General features: G+C 40.5%; 19 protein-coding genes and 3 pseudogenes. 9 read left to right on the forward strand and 13 right to left on the reverse strand.

Features of this window, described 5'->3' with window-relative positions:
• The first annotated feature begins 202 nt into the window (after positions 1 to 202).
• Positions 203 to 2,545 (forward strand): putative PEP-binding protein, encoded by a 2,343-nt coding sequence (locus tag V7K32_RS17665; protein WP_334995128.1) that lies wholly within the window; start codon positions 203 to 205, stop codon positions 2,543 to 2,545.
• Between the two features lie 361 nt (positions 2,546 to 2,906).
• Here the strand turns inward: V7K32_RS17665 and V7K32_RS17670 are convergent, their stop codons facing one another.
• Positions 2,907 to 4,064: a leucine-rich repeat domain-containing protein gene (locus V7K32_RS17670; protein ID WP_334995129.1), complete on the reverse strand. Its 1,158-nt coding sequence runs from the start codon at positions 4,062 to 4,064 to the stop codon at positions 2,907 to 2,909.
• A gap of 110 nt (positions 4,065 to 4,174) precedes the next feature.
• The gene (locus V7K32_RS17675; RefSeq protein WP_334995130.1) at positions 4,175 to 5,191 is read right to left on the reverse strand and encodes a potassium channel family protein; all 1,017 of its coding nucleotides are present in this window, start codon (positions 5,189 to 5,191) and stop codon (positions 4,175 to 4,177) included.
• Positions 5,192 to 5,872: 681 nt separating this feature from the next.
• On the opposite strand from V7K32_RS17675, the gene V7K32_RS17680 reads away from it, so the two are divergent.
• Positions 5,873 to 7,177 carry an aspartate aminotransferase family protein gene (locus V7K32_RS17680; RefSeq protein ID WP_334995131.1) on the forward strand — a complete coding sequence of 435 codons (1,305 nt, stop codon included), beginning with the start codon at positions 5,873 to 5,875 and terminating at the stop codon, positions 7,175 to 7,177.
• 125 nt (positions 7,178 to 7,302) lie between these two features.
• On the opposite strand, the gene V7K32_RS17685 is transcribed toward V7K32_RS17680, so the two are convergent.
• The 5 genes and pseudogenes from V7K32_RS17685 to V7K32_RS17705 all read right to left on the reverse strand — a co-directional run bounded on the left by V7K32_RS17685 (position 7,303) and on the right by V7K32_RS17705 (position 11,346).
• A complete protein-coding gene (locus V7K32_RS17685; protein WP_334995132.1) occupies positions 7,303 to 7,935 on the reverse strand; it encodes a DUF4129 domain-containing protein in 633 nt (210 codons plus the stop codon).
• Between the two features lie 27 nt (positions 7,936 to 7,962).
• The gene (locus tag V7K32_RS17690) at positions 7,963 to 8,436 is read right to left on the reverse strand and encodes a MarR family winged helix-turn-helix transcriptional regulator (RefSeq protein WP_334885408.1); all 474 of its coding nucleotides are present in this window, start codon (positions 8,434 to 8,436) and stop codon (positions 7,963 to 7,965) included.
• A 334-nt stretch (positions 8,437 to 8,770) separates the two neighbouring features.
• Positions 8,771 to 9,324 (reverse strand): annotated as a pseudogene (locus tag V7K32_RS17695) (ATP-binding cassette domain-containing protein); the annotation flags it as partial.
• Positions 9,325 to 9,415: 91 nt separating this feature from the next.
• Positions 9,416 to 10,105 (reverse strand): SAM-dependent methyltransferase, encoded by a 690-nt coding sequence (locus tag V7K32_RS17700; protein WP_334995133.1) that lies wholly within the window; start codon positions 10,103 to 10,105, stop codon positions 9,416 to 9,418.
• A 176-nt stretch (positions 10,106 to 10,281) separates the two neighbouring features.
• Positions 10,282 to 11,346 (reverse strand): sulfonate ABC transporter substrate-binding protein, encoded by a 1,065-nt coding sequence (locus V7K32_RS17705; protein ID WP_334995150.1) that lies wholly within the window; start codon positions 11,344 to 11,346, stop codon positions 10,282 to 10,284.
• Between the two features lie 293 nt (positions 11,347 to 11,639).
• Between V7K32_RS17705 and V7K32_RS17710 the strand changes: the two genes are divergently transcribed.
• The 5 genes from V7K32_RS17710 (at position 11,640) to V7K32_RS17730 (ending at position 14,528) form a co-directional block, all read left to right on the forward strand.
• Positions 11,640 to 11,996, forward strand: a complete 357-nt coding sequence (locus V7K32_RS17710; RefSeq protein WP_334995134.1) for a hypothetical protein — start codon at positions 11,640 to 11,642, stop codon at positions 11,994 to 11,996.
• 38 nt (positions 11,997 to 12,034) lie between these two features.
• The gene (locus V7K32_RS17715) at positions 12,035 to 12,106 is read left to right on the forward strand and encodes a hypothetical protein (RefSeq protein WP_334995151.1); all 72 of its coding nucleotides are present in this window, start codon (positions 12,035 to 12,037) and stop codon (positions 12,104 to 12,106) included.
• Positions 12,107 to 12,223: 117 nt separating this feature from the next.
• Positions 12,224 to 12,445, forward strand: a complete 222-nt coding sequence (locus V7K32_RS17720) for a hypothetical protein (protein WP_334995135.1) — start codon at positions 12,224 to 12,226, stop codon at positions 12,443 to 12,445.
• 441 nt (positions 12,446 to 12,886) lie between these two features.
• Entirely contained in the window at positions 12,887 to 13,246 is a 360-nt protein-coding gene (locus V7K32_RS17725) for a VOC family protein (protein ID WP_334995136.1), read from the forward strand.
• Positions 13,247 to 13,505: 259 nt separating this feature from the next.
• Positions 13,506 to 14,528, forward strand: coding sequence for an NADP-dependent oxidoreductase (locus tag V7K32_RS17730; protein ID WP_334995137.1), 1,023 nt, complete (start codon positions 13,506 to 13,508; stop codon positions 14,526 to 14,528).
• Positions 14,529 to 14,856: 328 nt separating this feature from the next.
• On the opposite strand, the gene V7K32_RS17735 is transcribed toward V7K32_RS17730, so the two are convergent.
• Positions 14,857 to 15,417, reverse strand: a complete 561-nt coding sequence (locus V7K32_RS17735) for a nitrate transporter (RefSeq protein WP_334995138.1) — start codon at positions 15,415 to 15,417, stop codon at positions 14,857 to 14,859.
• 440 nt (positions 15,418 to 15,857) lie between these two features.
• On the opposite strand from V7K32_RS17735, the pseudogene V7K32_RS17740 reads away from it, so the two are divergent.
• Positions 15,858 to 16,263 (forward strand): annotated as a pseudogene (locus V7K32_RS17740) (DUF4112 domain-containing protein).
• A gap of 554 nt (positions 16,264 to 16,817) precedes the next feature.
• Here V7K32_RS17740 and V7K32_RS17745 read toward each other — a convergent pair.
• The 5 genes and pseudogenes from V7K32_RS17745 to V7K32_RS17765 form a co-directional block, all read right to left on the reverse strand.
• A complete protein-coding gene (locus V7K32_RS17745) occupies positions 16,818 to 17,393 on the reverse strand; it encodes a TIGR04376 family protein (RefSeq protein ID WP_334995139.1) in 576 nt (191 codons plus the stop codon).
• A 308-nt stretch (positions 17,394 to 17,701) separates the two neighbouring features.
• Positions 17,702 to 17,914 carry a CopG family transcriptional regulator gene (locus V7K32_RS17750; protein WP_334995140.1) on the reverse strand — a complete coding sequence of 71 codons (213 nt, stop codon included), beginning with the start codon at positions 17,912 to 17,914 and terminating at the stop codon, positions 17,702 to 17,704.
• A gap of 50 nt (positions 17,915 to 17,964) precedes the next feature.
• Positions 17,965 to 18,312, reverse strand: a pseudogene (locus tag V7K32_RS17755) (winged helix-turn-helix domain-containing protein); the annotation flags it as partial.
• Positions 18,313 to 18,358: 46 nt separating this feature from the next.
• Positions 18,359 to 18,496, reverse strand: a complete 138-nt coding sequence (locus V7K32_RS17760) for a hypothetical protein (RefSeq protein ID WP_334995141.1) — start codon at positions 18,494 to 18,496, stop codon at positions 18,359 to 18,361.
• Between the two features lie 107 nt (positions 18,497 to 18,603).
• Entirely contained in the window at positions 18,604 to 19,650 is a 1,047-nt protein-coding gene (locus tag V7K32_RS17765; RefSeq protein WP_334995142.1) for a threonine aldolase family protein, read from the reverse strand.
• Between the two features lie 668 nt (positions 19,651 to 20,318).
• Here V7K32_RS17765 and V7K32_RS17770 point away from each other — a divergent pair.
• Positions 20,319 to 21,101: an ABC transporter ATP-binding protein gene (locus tag V7K32_RS17770; protein ID WP_334995143.1), complete on the forward strand. Its 783-nt coding sequence runs from the start codon at positions 20,319 to 20,321 to the stop codon at positions 21,099 to 21,101.
• Positions 21,102 to 21,244 lie beyond the last annotated feature (143 nt).

Genomic DNA, 21,244 nt, shown 5'->3' on the forward strand with positions numbered 1-21,244 from the left:
TGAAGGAAAATATTTGATTTACAAAGGAGTTGAATTACAGCAACACATCGTGTAACTGGCAACTAACCACTAATAAGGTCGGCAAATTAAACGTAAATGCTGAAAACTCCTCCTAGTAGAGAGTCAGTCGATTTACGGTTGATAACGTACCACGAGGAAATGGCTATGGCTACAAATAGATAACTGACAACTAACAAATTGAGTGGACATCTACTGGCTAGACCAAATTAAACTACAAGACCGCGCCAAAGTAGGCGACAAAGCATTTTACTTGAGCAAAATGATCCAGCGTGGCTATCCGGTGGTGCCTGGTTTTGTGGTTTCGACAGAGATTTTGCGGCAATTTCTCGAAAATCTCAATAGTTCAGAGTCATTAGTGGCTGACTTACCCCATTCTTCGTTACACCTAGATGTAGCTAATTGGCGTCAACTTCAGCAAGTAGCTGGTCGTTTGCGCCAAGAAATTCTCACTGCGACTGTGCCACAGGATTGGGTGAGGACAATTTTCCAAGCAGCTAGAGAATGGCAAACTAGCTGTTTGATTCTTCGGCCTACCTTGGCAGTATCAAATGCTACTCTAGGGATGAAGAATATATCTGGTTTGCTAGAGTCGGTGTTTTGCCAGTGCGAACCCGAAGCGATCGCTTTTGCCCTAAAGCGTACCTGGAGCCAAATATTTCGTGCCAGAAGTCTACTATATTGGCAACGGGCAGGAATTAACCTGCAACAAGTGAGTTTAGCAGTTTTAGTTCAACCTGTTGAGAATGCGATCGCCAGTGGCTTGCTGAAAGCCAACTCCTCTGCATGGGAAATTGAAGCTACTTGGGGATTAGGAATTGCGATCGCTCTTGGCGAAGTCCAGCCAGATATTTACTACATTCAACAGGTAACCGGAGTTGTGGAGCAACAGTTGGGCAATAAAATGCTCGCTTATGGTGTTGATAATGCACCACCTGGAACTTTTTCGCAACCTGTGCCAAACTCAGCCCTAACACCAGATCACACTTGTCTAAATACCTACCTAATTCAGTCAGCCCAACAAAAAGAGTACGCTTTACAAGAAGAATACATCCAACAAATAATTGCTCTAGGAACTCAACTGGTGAGTGAACTAGGTAAAAGCTTTACCATTAAATGGACTATCGCCGAGCAAAATACATCTGGCAAGCTCTACATAACACAAGTTAGTTCTCCCCAATCTGTAATTAACCACAGACACCTCATTAGGGGAATAGGGGCGGGTGGAGGACGGGTTGTGGCCACTGCTTTAGTAATTAATAATCCCCAACACAAACCCGAACAATTACCCAAGGGAGTGATTTTAGTAATAACAGCGATCGCACCTGATTGGTTACCATTGCTGCACCAAGTTGATGGTATTATTACTGAACAAGGCGGATTAACCAGCCACGCTGCAATTCTTGCCAGAGAATTAGGAATCCCCGCAGTAGTTAACGCAACATCTGCGACAAGCTTAATCCAAACAGGCGAACGACTGCTACTCGATGGCGACAGAGGAGAAGTTTATCGGATCAAAACAGAAGGGGGAAGTAGCAGAGAAAAAGAGATAGAGAGGAGGAAACTGGCAGAAAAACCTCTCCATCCTCTTATCTCCCCATCGCTTCCTGTTACTTCTCATCTACCTATGATTGCTACCCAACTGCTGGTTAACTTGAGTCAGTCCAGTTTGATAGAACAAGTGCAAAGCTTCCCTGTGGATGGAGTGGGATTGTTGCGCTCAGAATTGATGGTACTAAATATATTGTCTGGGCAACATCCTAATAGTTGGATTTTAGGCGGGCGGGAAGCAGAATTATTAGAGCTATGGTCTGAGCAGATTATGCAGTTTGCCCGTGCTTTTGCACCAAGACCAGTTTTTTATCGTTCTTTAGATTGGCCGCAGGATTTACCATCATTGAATGATAATTTACAATCTTCAACACAATCGATGTTGGGTGAACGTGGGACTTTTAGCTATTTACGAAATCCCGCAGTTTTTGAGTTGGAACTACAAGCTTTAGCGAGTGTCCAGCAAGCTGGTTACAGCAATGTAAATCTACTATTGCCTTTTGTGCGGACTGTAGAAGAATTTGTCTTTTGCCGTCGCAAAGTTGAACAAGCCCTTTTAACAGAGGTGTCACAGTTTCAATTGTGGATAATGGCAGAAGTGCCAAGCGTCCTGTTTTTATTGCCAGAATATGTTAAGGCAGGTGCAGCCGGAATTTCTATTGGTACAAATGATTTGACCCAATTATTGCTCGGAGTGGATCGAGAGCAAGGACAGCTAGGAAGAGTATTTAATGAACGTCATCCGGCAGTTATGAGGGCGATCGCTCAACTGATCCAAATGGCTAAAAGTGCCGGTATCCCTTGTTCAATCTGCGGTCAAGCACCAGCCCTCTATCCAGAAATTATTGATAAGTTAGTTGAATGGGGCATAACTTCCATTTCTGTGGAACCGGAAGCAGTCGAGCGAACATATCAGGCGATCGCTCGTGCTGAACAACGTTTAATTTTAGCAGCAGCACGACGAAAACTCCATTAGGTAATTCCAACAAATAAATTATTCAATCTTGTGGGGTGGTCTGAAAACCCATTGGTGTCAAGTTAACCTGAGATTTGTAGGTTGGGTTGATCGTAAAATAAACTTTATTAAACCAAATCTTAGTTGAGAACCGAAGTTTTCACCCTCTCCCTAAATCCCTCTCCCAAATTTGGGAGAGGGAGTTTGAAATTCTGGCTCCCCGAATCCCTCTCTCTGGGATTCGGGGTTGGGGGATGAGGGCAAATCCTTTTCGTCATGGAAGAACTATAGGTTTCAAGATAGACGTGGTTTAATTGCGATCGCTCTCCTTTATATTTGGGTTATTTTTTCAGAGTTAATCCGACGGCTGTCAATTCTGAAGCTAATCGAATTTACAAATATATTCTGGTTTTCTAGGACATATTTTGTGTGCGATCGGGTTATTTTTAATATCAATAACAATCAAATGAGTCAGAGTGGATAAAGGCTTTATGTCGCTGATTTGATTTGATTTAAGTTCCAGAAAAATCAAATTTTTCAGACTGGATAAAGGCTTGATATCGCTGACTTGATTTACAAATAGATAGAGATAAGTCAAATTTTTCAGACTGGATAAAGGCTTAATATCCCTGATTTTATTTGATTCAAGCTTGAGAGTATTCAATTTTGTCAGAGTGGACAAAGGCTTGATGTCGCTGATTTCATTTGAGCTTAGTCCGAGAAAAATCAAATTATTCAGAGTGGACAAAGGCTTGATATCGCTGATTTTATTTGAGTCGAGGCCGAGTATAGTCAAATTATTTAGAGTCGGTAAAAGCTTGATATCGGTGATTTTATTTGAGTCGAGGTCAAGTCCAGTCAAACTAGTCAGAGCAGATAAAGGGTTGATATCGCTGATTTTATTTGAGCCGAGGTCGAGTAAAGTCAAATTATTCAAAGCGGACAAAGGCTTGATATCGCTAATTTCATTTAAGCTAAGGTAAAGAGAAGTCAAATTATTCAGAGTGGACAGAGGCTTGATATCGCTGATTTTATTTGAGCGCAGCCAAAGAGAAGTCAAATTAGTCAGAGTGGATAAAGGCTTGATGTCGCTGATTTTGTTAAAGCTGAGGTTTAGTTCAGTCAAATTAGTCAGAGTGGATAAAGGCTTGATGTCGCTGATTTTGTTAAAGCTGAGGTTTAGTTCAGTCAAATTAGTCAGAGTAGACAAAGGCTTGATATCGCTGATTTTATTTGTATTGAGGTTTAGTTCAGTCAAATTAGTCAGAGCAGACAAAGGCTTGATATCACTAATTTTATTTGAGTGCAGAGAGAGAGAAGTCAAATTAGTCAGCTTTTGGTTAGCCTCGTTGCAATTTTGAGTCTGGGCTGTTTCTAACAGTGCCTCAACAGTATGTTTTGTCTCTGGAGGTAAAGTTGATTTCTGCTGACACCAATCTGTAAAGCTTTTGGGATTTTCTAGAGGAGCAGCAATACTTTGTGTGCTGTAAAATCCGAAAGTAAAAGTAAATATTGTGGCGATGCTTAATGTAAGTTTCATTGCATGATAATATAATTTTTATCGCATAATATTATACTTTTTGCTTATGCAATTACACTAGACAAAAATTACCTAACTTAGTATAAAAAAGTAATCAAATAAAAATAAGATCAACTATTTTTCGGTGGTCGAAATTTCTGAGAACCAATTGGGCCAAGAATTTGGTTAAGGCTACGCAATTGCTCTGCTGTACCCATACCAATTAACCGATCGTCTGGCATTAAAACTGTATCGCCAGTGGGGCCACCGATTAAAGTTCCATCAGCGCGGCGAATTGCTAGAACTAATGCCCCAGATTGCGATCGCAATCTCGCTTTTTGCAAACTCTGACCCACAAAGGGACAAAAAGCCGGGTCGAGTAAAAATTCTTCCATATACAACTGACGGTCTGCACCTGCCAAAATTCCATCTACAAAGTCTAATACTTGGGGTCTGAGAGCCGCAGCAGCCATGCGCTTCCCACCAGTAATATAGGGGGATATCACTTGATCTGCACCACCGCGTCGTAACTTCTGCAAAGCTTCTTCTGTACTTGCCCGTGCGATTATCCGAATTCCTGCATTCAGTGTTTTGGCAGATAAAACAATGTATAAATTTTCGGCATCGGAAGGAAGGGCTGCAACGAGACATATTGCCCGTTCAACGCCAACTTTCAGAAGTGTGTCATCTAAGGTAGCGTCACCTTGGTATGCTGTGTAACCTTCAGCCTGCGCCCTTTGTACCGATTCCATCTCCGAATCAATCACCACAAAAGGTACGTCTTCTGCTCGAAATTCCTTGGCAATTTGACGACCAGTCCGGCTAAATCCACAAATAATGTAGTGTTCTGTTAGGGATTCCATTAACCGCCTCTGCTGCTGTAGCCGAATTCCTTCTTGAAAGTAGCCTTGAATAATCGCTTCTGTAAATCTGTTGACAATGTAACCGATATTGATTACACCCAACAAAATCAAGGCAATTGTAAACAATCGTCCTCGGCTACCCAGTGGGTGCGTCTCTCCATATCCCACAGTTGCTAAAGTGATGACTGTCATGTAAGCCGCATCTTCCCACGACCAGCCCTCCACTAACGAGTACCACAAAGTGCCAATGAGGAAAACACCGCCCAGAGCGATCGCCCCAGCCATTAACTCCTTTTGGATACGTTGATATTTTTGCTCAAGTGTTGAGAATGAGGTAACAATAGTACTTCTAGCCTAATTTTTCTAGTTTTTTGCCAACTTTTTAACATTCGTCCTTTTTAGTATATTGAAACTAAGTAAAGGGATAAGAATAAATCAAACTGAGTTACGCAATGTAAAATTAATTAAATAGGCTTTTATTTTTAAATCCGTGAACACGGTAAGCTGAAAAACATCTAAGTTGCATAACCCTTATTAAATCAAACTCTTGTGGGGTGGGCAACATGGGCGCCCAGCCTATGTAATTTAAATATGGAACAACTTATTAATCTTCAAGTGTTGAGTACAAAATTTTTTCACCACCGCCGATGCAAAAATCCCGTCGTCATTACAAAGGCTACGGGGTGCTAAGGGAATTATAGGGTTTGAGTTGATGGATTTAATCCTAGATAACTTGTGCAAGCAGTTAAAATTATGCCATAAAGCGCTAGACATAATTAAAGGATTTTTTACTGAGATAATCCCACAAAACACAATTTAAAACGAAACCTAACGTCAAGCATTTGAGGTCATGTAAGCGTTAGCTTAAGAAGAAGTACGAGTTGTGCTAAATAAAAAGTATTTTTTAGATATTTCTAGGAAACTAGTAAATAACTATATAATGAAAAACTTTCAGGAGGAGCGGTAGTGAGCCGACAAACTCTCGTTGACCAAGCCATCATCCCCCCAGATTCAGAGTCAGCATCTAATCCCTTTGATGCAGATAGCTTTAATGAAGCTGTCATGTCTACCTACGCCCGGTTTCCTTTAGCCCTAGAACGGGGCGCTGGATGCCGGGTTTGGGATACACAGGGGCGAGAATATCTGGACTTTGTGGCGGGAATTGCTACTTGTACTTTGGGACACGCCCACCCAGTTATGGTAGAAGCGGTGACACGCCAAATCCAGAAGCTGCACCATGTCTCTAATTTGTACTACATTACCGAGCAAGGTGAATTGGCAAAATGGCTTGTTGAACATTCTTGTGCCGATCGCGTATTTTTCTGCAACTCTGGAGCTGAAGCTAACGAAGCTGCAATTAAACTGGCGCGGAAATATGCCCACACAGTATTAGACATTGAAAAACCGATTATTTTAACCGCCAATGCCAGTTTCCACGGACGGACTTTGGCGACGGTTACTGCTACGGGACAACCGAAGTATCAAAAATATTTTGACCCATTGGTTCCTGGTTTCCACTACGTAAATTACAACGATATTAACGCTGTGGAAATGGCGATTAGCGAGTTGGATGAAGGCGATTATGGGGTAGCGGCGATTCTGATTGAGCCATTGCAGGGAGAAGGCGGTGTGCGTCCAGGAGATATTGCCTATTTCAAAAAGCTCCGGCAAATTTGCGACGAAACTGGCATTTTATTGATTTTCGATGAAGTGCAAGTTGGTATGGGACGCAGCGGCAAATTATGGGCTTACGAACATCTCGGCGTTGAACCGGATATTTTCACCAGCGCCAAAGGCTTAGGTGGCGGTATCCCCATCGGCGCAATGATGAGCAAGAAATTCTGTGATGTTTTTCAACCAGGGGAACACGCCAGCACCTTTGGCGGAAATCCTTTTGTGTGTGGTGTAGCACTCAGTGTTTGCCAGACATTGGAACGGGAAAATATTTTGCAGAATGTGCAAGACAGAGGTGAACAATTGCGATCTGGATTGAAAGCGATCGCAGCGAAATATCCTCACCATATTGCCGAAGTTCGGGGTTGGGGTTTAATCAACGGTTTGGAGTTGCAAGCCAATATTCAACTCACCGCAGCAGATATCGTCAATGCTGCCATCAAGGAAGGCGTATTACTCGTACCAGCCGGGCCAAAAGTAGTCCGATTTGTGCCACCGCTAATTGTCACAGAAGCAGAAGTAAATTCTGCCTTGGAAGCTGTGGACAAGGCGATGTCTAACGACAAGGCGCAGGGCGACTACGCAATCACAGCTTAGGTAATCAAAAAGCGAGGATAAATCTTTGTGCCTATCTCTCGCTTTTTCTGACTTTTAGATTAATTTTCACTAAAACTATTGATTTTTTTAGCTATGTATGTAGTGTGCCTCTGGCGGCGTTCTGTTCATTCTGGAAAAATTTCTCGATAAGCTTGCCGACACTGCTCATAATTGTCTGGCAAAATCTCGGCATTACCAAAACATAATTGCTCGTGAGTGGTAATTAAAGTTTCATAAGGCTGTATAGGAGTCAGAGACGATCGCAGCAATTGCAGATATTCTCCATCAGTGCGACTGAGTTTGTGGGGTGCGTAGACGCCCTGCGGCTTGTCGTTAGACATGGCATTTTGATGTAACTGCTGCAACATCGCTAAATACAGACAACGGCAAGCTTCACGATAGTTTCCCTGACGGTAAAATTGTTGCGATCGCTCCAATAAAAGGGCTATAGATGACTCATTAGAGCGAGTTTTGACACGAAAATCAATGAGATTGCCACTTCTATTCAGCCAAGAATATAGATAAGGACTGAATTCTCGCCATAGTCGCCAACCCACCCAAGCGATAAATAAGCCTAGTACCAGCCAAAACAGGAATTTCAGCAAATCACCAAGCCTTGGGCTAATCGACCATCCACTAGGCAATTCGGGCATTGCCTGTTGAAAGCGGTAAAACTGGTATTCCCACCATTCTCCCGCTTGTTGTTGAAATTGAGAAAGCTGCCAATTCCAGCTAGTTTTTTCAAAAGTATCTGTCATAGGGGGAGGGGGGACTTGTACTGAGAGTTATGGCGCTTTGAGTTCTGTTTTCTCGAAGACATTTTTTAGTAGAGTTAAGCCTTCTTCAATGTTAGAAATTTGGTCTTCTGTAAGACCTTTCAGCAGATCGGTAATATGAGCGCGAGTTTGATCTTGGGATTGCTTGAGATGGTGTTTTCCATCTTCAGTTAAATTGAGCAGCACCCGCCGCCGCTCTTGGGGATGAGCGCAGCGTTTTACAAAGTCGCGTTGTACTAAGCGTTCTATGGTTGCTGATGCCGTAGCAGAGGTGACACCTAAATGCTCTGCCAAGTCAGATAATGAAGCACCAGGATTCCGGTTGAGAAATGCTAGCGATCGCAACTGAGGTATAGATAAAAAAGCGGCACTATGGACACGCATATCCGCTCGGATAAACCGCATCACTAATGGAACTGTTTCCATTACTCTAGCGGCACATTCTTCGGAAGTTGCACCTTGATTAGGTTTATCCAAGGTCATGGGCTTGTTGTTCTCCTAGTTACATGGCCACCCGTGGATAAAGTTTTCCACCAATGATCGCCAAAATTATTAATGTTAAGTGACTTCCAAGAAATAAATTATTCCAATAAACGAACCACAGAGACAAGGCAGCGCGGTCTTGGGGGTTTCCCCCATGAGCGATTGCCGCACAGAGAACGCAGAGAGAAGAAATAGAGAGAGTTTTTGCTTCAGTTTTGGAACATTTTTTTATTTGTCAGTCCCTAATAAGAGAATTGTACAATCTGGACCAAAGCCATAGATGCTAGTGCCGTTTAACAGCATGGTGCTGCGTAAGCCGTCAACCTCATAAGTCAAGGCTATCCGCTTCTTCTAAAAAGTGGGTTGTTAAAAATATAGTTGTGCCGTAATCAGCACAGAGTTGTAGTACAAGCTGCCATACTTGAGTTCGAGCAATTGGGTCTAGTCCGACAGTCGGCTCATCAAGAAACAGAATTTGGGGTTGATGTAAAACTGATATGCCAATTTCTGTTTCTTGCGGATCATTCCACCAGAGTAGTTTCGTACCAAGCGTTTCGCCGCATCTTGCAAACCCATGTATTCTAGAATTTAATAGATGCGGCGATCGCGTCCTTTGGCAGGTATTCCATACAGCTTGGCAAAAATTAAGAGATTTTCGTAACCCGTGAGACTACCATCAGCAGACAACGCCTGGGGTACATAGCCGATAGCCCGTCTCACAGGATTAGATTCACGAGCGACATCATACCCAGCTAAGGTTGCTTTCCCTGCACCATTGGGGCCAAGCAGTCCAAACACTTCGCCCTGTTCCACAGATATGCTCAGGTTATTAACTGCGGTAATTAAATATGCGTAACTTGAAACCCTTGTAGAGACGCGAAATTGCACTTCGTGCCGCTACGAAGAAAGCGTCTCTACATTCATTGTCGGAGATGTCTAATAGACCCTAATGGTTATACCAATTCTCTATAAATACGAATTATATAACATCTCTGGTTATCTTCAACATTTTATTTCCACCGGGCTGTAGTTCGTATTCAACCTTTTCAATATCTACCTTATAACCAATTGAAGTGTAATATTTGACAATTTCATCTAAATGTTGTGAATTTTTCCACATTAAAGTTATGAGAGGAAAAATTCGGACTTCTTTAGCAATACGCAGCATCTCACCTATAGAATCTAGGTGAAAATCGTAATTGAGATGGTCTGAATATAAAAACAATAAATGTGAACAAAGGGCTATGTCAAATTCTTGATTTTTAAATGCCAATTTTGGTAATTCATCGACTATGTATCTGTTGCTTTTTTTGCCAGTTTCATAATCAGACAGAAATTCTCGAATAACTTTGACTCGATTGTGTCGCAAATCTTCAGGAGATTTATGATAGCTCCATACCCAATTATTCGATGTAGCCTTGACTTGATTAATTATATTATCTACTACTTCATTAAATCTTTGCAATATTTCATCACCAGAAAATTGGTATAGTGGATCAACAGAAACTACACTTTTATCCTGACGTGTCATTTCTGCATTAAAGCTTGCCGGTCCATCCCCAATACCAATGATTCTTTTATTTAAATCTGCATTTGTTAAATTGAATATTTTTATATATTCATCCATTGACCTTCCAAAAGGAACTACTTTTTCTAGAACCATTGCCATAGAATTTACCTCCTTAATAGACTGATTAGACTGAATGATAAGTAAGTAGGTCAAATTAAATATAAAACCTCACCCTGCCTCCGGCTTCCCTCTCCGTGAGTTCGGAGAGGCATTGAGGGTGAGGTTTGATATTATAGCTTTTCGCAATCAAATGAGATAAATCAGAGTATTACGAATTACGAATTATTTACTTTGCCTTGCCAAACAATTTCTTTAACTTTGATTTCTTTCGGAATCAATTTAATTTTGTAGAAAGTATCTGCAACCTCTTGTTGTTTAGTAATTACTTCATCTGTGAGCGGAAGTAGATCATAGTCACGCCGCTTTTCTGCTATTTCCAACACAGGAACATCTATACCCAAAGCAGGGGAAAGAAGTTTAGCAACTTCAGTAGGATTATTCTTTGCCCATTCACTAACTTTCTTCACCTGAGCGAGGACTATTTTCAAGGCATCCGGCTTGGCATCAACAAAAGATTTTGCAGCCAGATAATAACCATGATTGGGAGCTAATCCCGTCGCATCTGCTAAGGTACGTGCGCCTGTTGCTGCTTCTGCTGCGGCTAAGTACGGGTCCCAAATTGCCCAAGCATCAACGTTTTTTCGCTCAAATACAGCACGAGCATCTGCGGGAGTGAGAGTTACTCGTTGAATGTCACTGTACTGTACGCCTGCCTTTTCCAGCGCTTTCAGCAATAGGTAGTTAGCATTAGAACCTTTGGCAAAAGCCACTTTTTTACCCTTGAGTTCAGCCACACTTTTAATAGGTGAATCCTTGGGCACCAGAATAGCTTCAGCCTTGGTACTCCAAGGATCGTAGGCAACATAAACCAAAGGAATACCCCCGGCTTGAGCAAATATAGGTGGTGATTCTCCGGTATAGCCAAAATCAATACTACCTGCATTCAATGCCTCTAGGAGTGGAGGGCCGGCCGGAAATTCCGACCAAGTTACAGAAGTTCCTGAAGCTGCGAAAGCTTTTTCTAATTCCCCTCTCGCCTTCAGCGCATACAGAACAGTTGACGCTTTCTGGTAACCTATGTGAACTGTGGTACTGGGGGCTTGGGTTGTCTGCGTTGTGCCATTGTCGCCTGCGCTTGGAGAACAAGCAGAGACAGCCAGAGTTAAGCTAAGTCCCACTGCAAACAGTAGCAAAAAAGTGCGGATTCTTCGTTGTTGGAACCTTTCAAGGAAGGCAAAAGCCATACCCAACAGTCGGGTTGGAAAGAACTTAGTCAACATCATCACTCTGCTTTAAAGGGTAAATTAATATCAGACTATAGCAAAAGTACGGTCTAACTCCGGCAAGTTTATTGATTTACCGTATTACTGGTGGATGAAAAAAATATCACATAATTAAAGCTGAAATGCAAGTTTATTCGCTGAATACAAAATTTTCCTTAAAATTCATAGTAAGTAAGTGGGCGCAACTACGAGCCAAATACAGAGATTTTACTTTTCGTTACATAGTTTGGTTTTATCTTGCCTATCTACTTAACGTCAAATCCAAACTCAATGGGATTAGAAAGCACGCGATGACAGATAATATTCTTCAACAACAGATTGACTACTATCGCGCTAGAGCCAACGAATATGATGAGTGGTTCTATAGCAAAGGACGCTACGATCGCGGTATCCAAAATAACCAATGCTGGTTTAAAGAAGTAGCTGTTATTAAAAATACATTACACCAAATTGGGGTAGTGGATGATATTTTAGAGTTAGGGGACTTTCAAATAAAAAAATGTTCCAAAACTGACGCAAAAACTCTCTCTATTTCTTCTCTCTGCGTTCTCTGTGCGGCAGTCGCTCATGGGGGAAACCCCCAAGACCGCGCTGCCTTGTCTCTGTGGTTCGTTTATTGGAATAATTTATTTCTTGTCAGTCCCTAGCATGTGGTACAGGTATCTGGACACAGGAGCTTTTAAGTATCGGTAAAAAAATTACTGCGATCGATGTCTCTGAAGAAGTGATTACAATTAATCCCTCGAAGTTAAATTAACTGAGTGTTGAATATTACCTTATATATTTATTTACATGGGAACCTGACACTGAATATAATTTAGTTTTCTTTGCCTTTTGGCTCTCTCATGTACCGCCAAAATTACTCGATTCATTTTTGACAAAAGTCTATCAATCTGTTCGCATTGGTGGACAAGTATTTATAATTGACTCTCGCTTTGAACCGACATCAACGGCTAAGAATCATATACTTAAAGACGACGGAAACATATATAAAACCCGAAAATTAAATGATGGTCAAGAATTTCAGATTGTCAAAATTTTTTCTCAGCCTGATGAACTTCAAGACAAGCTTAAAAAAAACAGGCTTTCAGGCTGAGGTAAAGGTGACAGATAACTATTTTATCTATGCACATGGGAGAAAGGTTTAAAAAATTCGTAATTTACACTATGCCTCACTGATTCAGTATCAACTAAATGCTATAGGAGTATCAGACGTATTTTTTCTAATGGAGACATCAATTCAACATAACATGAGGAAGCCTCATGCGACGATTTTCCATAACTACTCCTTAAGTTATGTACTGATGCTTGATCGTGTATATATATTGGTGATAGCTATACAGATGACTTTTGTGGGACTAAAGGAGTAGAAATGAAATGTATTTTTATTGACAGCAAATAACGTTATCTAGAGCTAGGTGAACAGAGAATTGAAGACCTTTTTAAAATTGAAGATAGATTATTGATCAATCTTAGTTAATTATGCTTGCCGAGTAAGCAAAATAAAATCCACTAGCTGCCTAACAGACAGTTTGCAATGCAAATTCTTAAAGTACTAACTAGAGTCTATCTTAGTCCCATAGACTTGGATGAGGCGATCGCTTTCTATGAAAACCTCTTTACAGAAAAATGTTGGTTGTGGTTTCAATATTCCGAGACTGAGTTGGAACTCGCCGGTGTGGGTTCTATTCTTTTAATTGCTGGTTCGCCAGAAGCACTCTCTTCATTCAAGAGTACACACGCAACATTTCTCGTTGACTCACTCAATGATTTTCGAGAAGCACTTATTCAGCAGGGTGCAGTGATTCTGGCGGAACCTAACAAAGTTCCCACTGGAGTCAATATGCGAGCGATGCATCCTGATGGTACTATTATTGAATATGTTGAGTTTGCTTGATTAATTTTTCAAAAAAGATATTTGTATCACTTTATCACAAGGTTTTACCACCATATCCACAACCACTTTAACATATTTGCAGACATCAGCAAATTAAAATATCAATAAAGGATCATTTTCCATTTCCTTCGTGTTCTTCTCTAACGAGACGCTGCGCGTTCGCGTAGCGTTCCGAAAAAACGCGGTTCGTGCTTCATCCTCTGTGCCGATACCTGAAAAAACAAAGGTATGCTTAGATTAATTTAAAGGAAAATAACTTATGTCTGATTTAATTAACAAACAAATCATCCTTAAAAGTCGTCCAGTCGGCGAACCAAAGGAGAGTGATTTTGCTTTAGTAGAAACACCAACTCCCGAACCGGGTGAAGGCGAAATTCTTAGCCGCACTATTTATCTATCTCTCGACCCTTACATGCGTGGCCGCATTAGTGCAGGTGAGTCTTATGCTCCATCAGTAGAATTGGATTCAGTTATCGTAGGTGGTACAGTCAGCCAAGTAATTAAATCAAATCATCCTCAATTTCAAGTTGGGGATTTTGTTCTTAGTAATAACGGCTGGCAAACTTATGCTGTATCTAAGGGTGAGACACTGCGTAAACTCGATCCTACTCAAGCACCTTTATCCTATAGTCTAGGTGTACTGGGTATGCCTGGTCTAACTGCTTATGCTGCTCTACTTGATATCGGTCAACCAAAAGAAGGTGAAACTGTTGTGGTTTCAGCCGCTTCTGGTGCTGTCGGTGCTGTAGCAGGTCAAATTGCTAAAATTAAAGGTGCGCGAGTCGTGGGAATTGTTGGGAATGAGGATAAGCAAGATTATATAGTTAAGGAATTAGGTTTTGATGTTGGCATTAACCGCAAAACTCAAGAACTTGATTCAGCGCTCAAAGAAGCTGCTCCTAATGGTATTGATGTTTACTATGACAATACAGCAGGTGTGATTTTAGAAACTGTGTTGCAACAGATCAATGTTGGGGCAAGAATTCCACTAGTAGGTTTGATTTCGGAGTATAACGCTACATCTACTCCATCAGGGCCTAATTTAAGACCACTGCTAATCAAACGAGCTTTAATCAAAGGTTTTTTAGTTGGTGATTATCAACATCGGTTTAATGATTTTTTGCGTGATGTTTCTGGATGGTTGCAGTCTGGTAAACTTAAGTATAAAGAAGATGTAGCTGTTGGTTTAGCGAACGCTCCTGGTGCATTCATCGGTTTACTTCGAGGTGATAATTTTGGCAAGCTGATTGTTAAGGTCAATGACGACCCAACAACAGCTTAATCGTTTAGTAAGGTGGGCGTGTGTTATGTTGACACAAATCAAGAGACTGACAAACAGCGAGCATCCCAATTTTGGCTTAAATCTTTTCCCTCACCCCAGCCCCTCTCCCATGATATGGGAGAGGGGAGACGTAATTCTAGTTCCCCGAATCGCATGTGATGGGGTTAGGGGATGAGGGCTATCAAGGTTTTTGCACCTGACGGGATGCTCCCGACAAACAAACAGTTCAACCTCTGGAAGAGTAAATGGAATCAACGCAAAGGGGCAACTTCTCTACTTGCGCCTGGTTGTGCGATCGCTGATGATTACCCTGAGTTTGAACTAAAATTTAGGAAGACTTTTTCCCATCTGAAACCATTTGCGAAAGAATATAGGCTGCGAAATCTAGTAACTGATCTAGCAAAAAGCCAATGATACCGATGTAGAGAATCACTTGGATTATATAATCGGCATTGCCAGCTTTATAAGCATTCCAGAGGGTAAAGCCAAGTCCTTTTGGACCGATTAACATTTCTGTAGCAATAACTATAAACCAGGCTACCCAAATGCTAACTTTCAAGGCATGAAATAGATGAAATATAGCTGCTCGAAAGTTATTGTTCTGTCTATGAAAATGCCGCATTCCTATTGCCGTATTAATAATCATCGTCCAGAGAGTTCCTAAAAAAACTACTATAATCGCAGCCGATTCGCTCTCTTGAAATGCTATTAAGGCAATAGGTAGCAAAGCTATAGGGGGAATACTATGTGGAATTTGAAATATCAGCCTAAATAGCTGATAAATCATGCTATTAAGGCCTATGAAATATCCGATAAAACTACCCAGGACAACGGCTGGAATGTAACCGACAAATAACCGTTGTAGGCTAGCTAAAATGTCTAAAAACATATTATTCTCTCTGCCTCAGTTCTCATAGAAAACATTTGGGAAATACTGTGGCAACAACACAAGATAGCGAATAAAAAAGTGTCTTGAATTACACTTATCTTTCAATACCATAAAATTTCTGATATTTTCTCCTCCTTAATGGCTAATCAAAAACTTAGGTATTCTTACGATGTGATAGTAGTAATACAAAGGAGAGGTAAAACTTGGCTTTACTAAACATTATCAGAAAAATAAATCCTGATTAGTAAATTAAATACAATTTCCAGAATTTTTTTGCTTGATAATTGTACTAAGTAGGTAGGCGTAATTAAACATAAGATAAAACCTCACCCTCAATCCCTCTTCGATACTTTGGATAGTTCACTACTTTTTCTTTCTAACGATACAAGACAAAAAATAAAAAATGGTGCAACTTAAGAGTAGTGTAAATATCAAAAATTATGGACGCTGCCAAACGCCTTGCTACTCTCAACCGCATCCGCAAACTCAGCCGTCTGATGGATACATATATACGCATCCCTCTGACCGGTTTTCATATTGGAATAGACCCAATTATCGGTTTGGTTCCAGGGGAAGAGTGATTTAATCAGTACAGCGTTTTCAGCTTACATCATATTTTTAGCAACCCGTTTTGGCATTCCACGCCAAGATTTAACCAAAATGATTTTTAATGTTGGTTTGGAAGCAGTCGTTGGTACTGTGCCTTTAGTGGGTGATTTATTTGATGCTTTCTATAAGTCTAATATTCGTAATTTGGCAATTTTGGAGCAACATTTGACAGTAGTTGAACCAGAACTCAAAGAAGTGTCTGATAAATTTTACTCTGGTAAGTTAAACCAAGTTTAAGTTAGTCGTCATGTCTCTTCACTCAGACTAGTACGGCTTGGCAGAAGTCAGGCATTCACGCATTCAAAAGTATTATGGAATAAGGGACTGACAAGAAATAAATTACTCAAATAAACGAACTTTATTAGACACAGAGAACACAGAGGAATAAGGAGGAGAAAGTTTTTTGGGTATTTTTTTATTTGGAAGTCCCTAAGCTCTTTAGGGATTTTAAATGATTGCTCTATTTCCGCCCTGAAAATTCAGGTCATCTGGAAAACCTCACTTCTATTTCTCTCTTCCTTTGAGGAGAGAGACTTTGAATTTTCCGCCTTAGAGCGTCGGTTAGGGGGTTAGGGGGTTAGGTGAATCGTTAGCTTTTCCACATAACCTGAATGGTCAGATTTCCGCCGACCTGTACTAGTATAAATCCCTGAATATTCTGCTTGGAACCAATACTGCGTAGGTTTTGAAGATTTGTAGGTTGGGTTGAACTTAAGTATTACCCAACAAAGCTTTGATTATATTGGCTTTCGTTCCTCAACCCAACCTAAATTAGTTTTATGTAAAGACTATTATTTTCCTAGATTCCGCTTCATTTGTTCTAACTCATCCTGAGTTTCCCAGCTACGGAACTTTTCTTCTAAGTCATCAAACCCACCAGAATAACTGCTAGTTTTATTCGACCAGCCGCTAGTTTCAAAATGCTGCTGGGTTTGCGCTTTAGCACGCGCTGTCTGTGCAACGGCTGCTTTAGCTTGGACTTCCTGTCGTCGCTGCTGAATTTTTCGCAGTAGTTCCTGAGATTGGTTAATGCGTTCTTTCAGCCCTTGCATGTGTCCCCAGCGCTGATTTCCTTCGCGCAACAGGGCTGCTTCTCGTTCACCCGCCGCCGCCGCCAAATCTTCTCTACCAGCGTTTTTGGCTTTTTGAATACGGATATGCCAACGCTGAATTTCTTGAGCGGTGGAGAGAATTTCTTCTTGCGATCGCTTTTCTTGTAATTGTAAATCTGCGATCAGCTTTAATGTGCCTTCCTCTTGCTCACGCAGCTGTTCTAGCAGCGCCTCTAACTCCAAATGTGGATTGTTACGCAAGAATTCTTCTAAACGGTCTTCTAGAAACCGACTCAAATCATCAAATAAGCCCACTGCTAGAACTCCAGAGATCGGGTGCGTGACTATTTTATTGTAGTAATTAATGTTCATACTTGTGGGGTATTGTTTATTTCAAAGCCCCTAAGTCTTTAAATGAATGCGATCAAAGGGGGCATTTAACCCCCTCACAAATCTTGCAATTAAGAGTCACCGCCACATTAGAATGCTTGGTAGGAGTACTTTTGCTGATATCTAGATGGAACAGCAAAAACTATAGCAAAAGACGATCATCCTTTAGTCCTATCTGTCGGGAAATCACAGTAGCAGATTTCTGAGATTTGGCGGGATATTCGAGTCAATAGTTATTGTGATTTTGACCTACTGCCAACTATTCTTGTTGAGTCTGCTATTTTCATCTCAGAGTTTTCAGCATTGTCAACCTTAAGAGTTCGCAGCAATTCTCGAATTACATCAGTTGCTGGCCTTCCTGTCAAAGCACAGTAGGATTGAAGTTTCTTCATTTCCTCGGTTGTGAGATTTACTGTCAGTCGTTTAACAGCCCATTTTTTATTCATGATCCTCTTTTGTCTTTAATATGTTCCTTTTTGCCGAAATCATCAAGTCATTACGATTTCTCCCGCAGTGCATAGCCTACACCACGGACTGTATGAATCACATGCTTTTCTTTATTGTCTTTCAATTTTAGTCGCAGATAACCAATAAAAACCGGAATAATATTAGAATCACCCATCAAGTCGTAACCCCAAACTTTCTCTGATTTTAGTTTTTAGTAAACATTTGGCGCGGATGTGAGAGGAGATATTCTAATAAGTCAAACTCTTTTACTATTAACTCAATGCTTCGTTTACCAGAAAACTTCACGGGTAGGGTGATTTAAGCTTAAACCTTCAAATGGCAACAAATTCTCGTCTGTTTCTTGCGTGCACCAGAGATAGGCGCGAATTATAGTTAAATTTTGTTGATTGGTTTAGTTAGCGATCGCTTGTAGTTATATTAGCCTAAACCTGCGAAGATTCAGCAGACGACGGAATAATTTCAAGACCATATTTTGAAGCAGCAGCCAACACTTTTTCTATGTCTGCAAGACTAACATTAAGTACTTGCGTTCTCTCTAAGATTGGCACACCTACTTTCATAAAAAACTTCTCTAACCCGGTGACGGGCTAGCCCTATCGTTTAGCAGCAAGAAAAAAGGCAGTTTTAGGATTGCTGTACTTGTTTCATTAATTTCAATTTTTCATATTTAGCTATTAGAGTTAGTTGCATTTTTAATATCATCTATCAATTCATTAATCCTTGCTTTAGTCGTATTCCAAGAACACATAAAACGTACTCCTCCCACGCCGATAAATGTATAAAACTGCCAGTTCTTTGCTTTTAAGGTGTGAATGACTTGCTCAGGTAGTTTAACAAACACAGCGTTAGCTTCTCTAGGAAACATCAAGTCAACATTTTCTATATTCAATAGTTGATTTTCTAAGTATTCAGCACATTGATTCGCATGTCTGGCATTTTTTAACCAAGCACCAGTTTCTAATAAACCCAACCAGGGAGCAGAGATAAACCGCATTTTTGACGCTAGCTGACCTGCTTGCTTGCATCGATAATCAAAATCCTCTGCTAGCTCTTTGTTGAAGAAAAGAATAGCTTCACCTAATGCCATTCCATTCTTTGTACCACAAAAGCACAACACATCCACTCCACTTTTCCAAGTAATTTCAGCAGGGCTTTTATTCATAGCGGCAACTGCATTTGCAAAACGAGCGCCATCCATGTGAATCTTTAAGTTATACTTTTTCGCAACTTCTTTAATTTTCAGAAGTTCTTCAATAGAATATAAAGTCCCTAATTCAGTTGATTGGGTGATGCTAATAACTTTAGGTTTGGGATAATGAATGTCAGTCCGTTTAGTGACAATTGCCTTTATAGCCTCTGATGTTAACTTACCGTTTTTACCTTGAGCAAGTAACAATTTAGAGCCATTAGATGCAAATTCAGGTGCGCCACATTCATCTGTTTCTATGTGAGATGTTTCATGACAAATGACACTGTGATATGACTGACAAAGGGCTGCTAAAGATAAAGAATTGGCGGCTGTACCGTTAAAGGTAAAAAATACTTCACAATCAATTTCAAAGAGTTGCCGAAAATAATCTGTGGCTTTTTGAGTCCATTCATCATTTCCATAGGCTGGAACACTACCTTGATTTGCCTTAATCATATATTCCAGGGCTTCTGGACAAATGCCAGAGGAATTATCACTTGCAAACTGTTCTAATTGGCTAATCATAATCTCTACTTTAATTTTTATCAGTAATTGTTCTAATCTTAGGGAATAAATTTTAATTTTGGCAACCCCAAAATTGACATAAATGCTATTAACCTTAGGACTTACGCAATAACTCTCTGAAACTCTTATTTATCCGTGCGCTCTGCGTTCTCTGCGGTTCGATTTTACGTTATCTGCGCCTAAGTCCTGAACCTCTCAAATTATTGTCTAGAAGGAAATAGCCCTACTTAATCATTCAGGAACAAAAATTTTCGACTTATCTAAAAACTCGTGAATTTTAACCTTTTGATTATTACAAATTAAATATCACTGCTATGTCTTGCATCAACCTGTTAATTATTTTTTGTTTTCGGACTTTTTCTCTAAGTACTTATAACACTAATCGGCATATTTATGCTAAGTAGTTTATAATATTGGATGACTTTGCTAATCTCCACAAAAAACTGGAGTCTTAGTTCTCCATTACTGAGACGTTAAACATTGCAAATAACTAAGTATTATACTAAAAAAATAAATTTTCCTAATTAAAATGCTAATCATATACTTATAATGTACCATACAATGCCCGACCAATAACTATGACATCACTATTGGGCTATTTGTCCTTTGCTAATGACCAATGACAAATGACAAATGACCAATGACCAATGACCAATGACTAATAACTAATGACTGAACCATTGATTGAACTGAAAGGTGTTTCTAAGTCCTTTGGTAGCCATAAAGTTCTAGATAATGTAGACTTGAGCATTTACCGGGGAGAAGCACTAGGGATTATTGGGCCATCGGGGACTGGTAAATCAACAATTTTACGGGTAATAGCGGGGTTACTTACTGTTGATGAAGGAGAGGTTTATGTGCAAGGAGTACGGCGAGAGGGTTTGATAGAGGATGGTGGCCAGCAGGTTGGCATTGGCATGGTGTTTCAGCAGGCGGCGCTATTTGATTCGCTGACGGTGCAGGAGAATGTGGGATTTTTACTTTATCAAAATTCAAACCTACCGCGATCGCGCATCCAAGATTTGGTAAAGGAAAAATTGGAGATGGTAGGTTTGCCAGGAATAGGTCACCTCTACCCAGCCGAACTTTCGGGGGGAATGCGAAAACGCGTAAGTTTTGCCCGTGCAATTATGTCTAACCCCGATAGTCTCACAGAAGGCCCAGAAGTTCTACTATACGACGAACCAACAGCCGGACTTGATCCGATTGCCTCAACAGTAATCGAAGATTTAATCCGTTATTTGCAAAGTTCACATGGAAATTGTAGTACCTATGCCGTTGTTACCCACCAAGCCAGCACTGCCCGCCGTACTGCTGATAGACTTATATTTCTCTATGAAGGTAAAGTGCAGTGGCAGGGTACAGTTAGTGAAATACACAACACAGAAAATCCGTTGATCAGACAATTTATCAGTGGAAGTGTGCAAGGTCCGATTAAATTCGTCGGCTAGAAACTTAAAAGTGAAGAGTTATAAACTGAGGAGTCAGGAGTTAAGAATGAGAAGTAAGGAGTTAAATTCAACTCATAATTCATAATTCATAATTCATAATTCATAATTCATAACTCATAATTCATAATTCGTTGTTGGTGGAG

This window comes from Nostoc sp. (genome assembly GCF_036917635.1).
Taxonomy (GTDB): domain Bacteria; phylum Cyanobacteriota; class Cyanobacteriia; order Cyanobacteriales; family Nostocaceae; genus Nostoc.

Coding starts and splice junctions, on each gene's coding strand:
- V7K32_RS17725 (WP_334995136.1), top strand. CDS start 12,887: ATGCAAATTCTTAAAGTACTAACTAGAGTCTATCTTAGTCCCATAGAC.
- V7K32_RS17705 (WP_334995150.1), bottom strand. CDS start 11,346: ATGTTGACTAAGTTCTTTCCAACCCGACTGTTGGGTATGGCTTTTGCC.
- V7K32_RS17700 (WP_334995133.1), bottom strand. CDS start 10,105: ATGGCAATGGTTCTAGAAAAAGTAGTTCCTTTTGGAAGGTCAATGGAT.
- V7K32_RS17690 (WP_334885408.1), bottom strand. CDS start 8,436: ATGACCTTGGATAAACCTAATCAAGGTGCAACTTCCGAAGAATGTGCC.
- V7K32_RS17760 (WP_334995141.1), bottom strand. CDS start 18,496: ATGAAAGTAGGTGTGCCAATCTTAGAGAGAACGCAAGTACTTAATGTT.
- V7K32_RS17765 (WP_334995142.1), bottom strand. CDS start 19,650: ATGATTAGCCAATTAGAACAGTTTGCAAGTGATAATTCCTCTGGCATT.
- V7K32_RS17675 (WP_334995130.1), bottom strand. CDS start 5,191: ATGGCTGGGGCGATCGCTCTGGGCGGTGTTTTCCTCATTGGCACTTTG.
- V7K32_RS17685 (WP_334995132.1), bottom strand. CDS start 7,935: ATGACAGATACTTTTGAAAAAACTAGCTGGAATTGGCAGCTTTCTCAA.
- V7K32_RS17770 (WP_334995143.1), top strand. CDS start 20,319: ATGACTGAACCATTGATTGAACTGAAAGGTGTTTCTAAGTCCTTTGGT.
- V7K32_RS17750 (WP_334995140.1), bottom strand. CDS start 17,914: ATGAATAAAAAATGGGCTGTTAAACGACTGACAGTAAATCTCACAACC.
- V7K32_RS17735 (WP_334995138.1), bottom strand. CDS start 15,417: ATGTTTTTAGACATTTTAGCTAGCCTACAACGGTTATTTGTCGGTTAC.
- V7K32_RS17710 (WP_334995134.1), top strand. CDS start 11,640: ATGACAGATAATATTCTTCAACAACAGATTGACTACTATCGCGCTAGA.
- V7K32_RS17670 (WP_334995129.1), bottom strand. CDS start 4,064: ATGAAACTTACATTAAGCATCGCCACAATATTTACTTTTACTTTCGGA.
- V7K32_RS17730 (WP_334995137.1), top strand. CDS start 13,506: ATGTCTGATTTAATTAACAAACAAATCATCCTTAAAAGTCGTCCAGTC.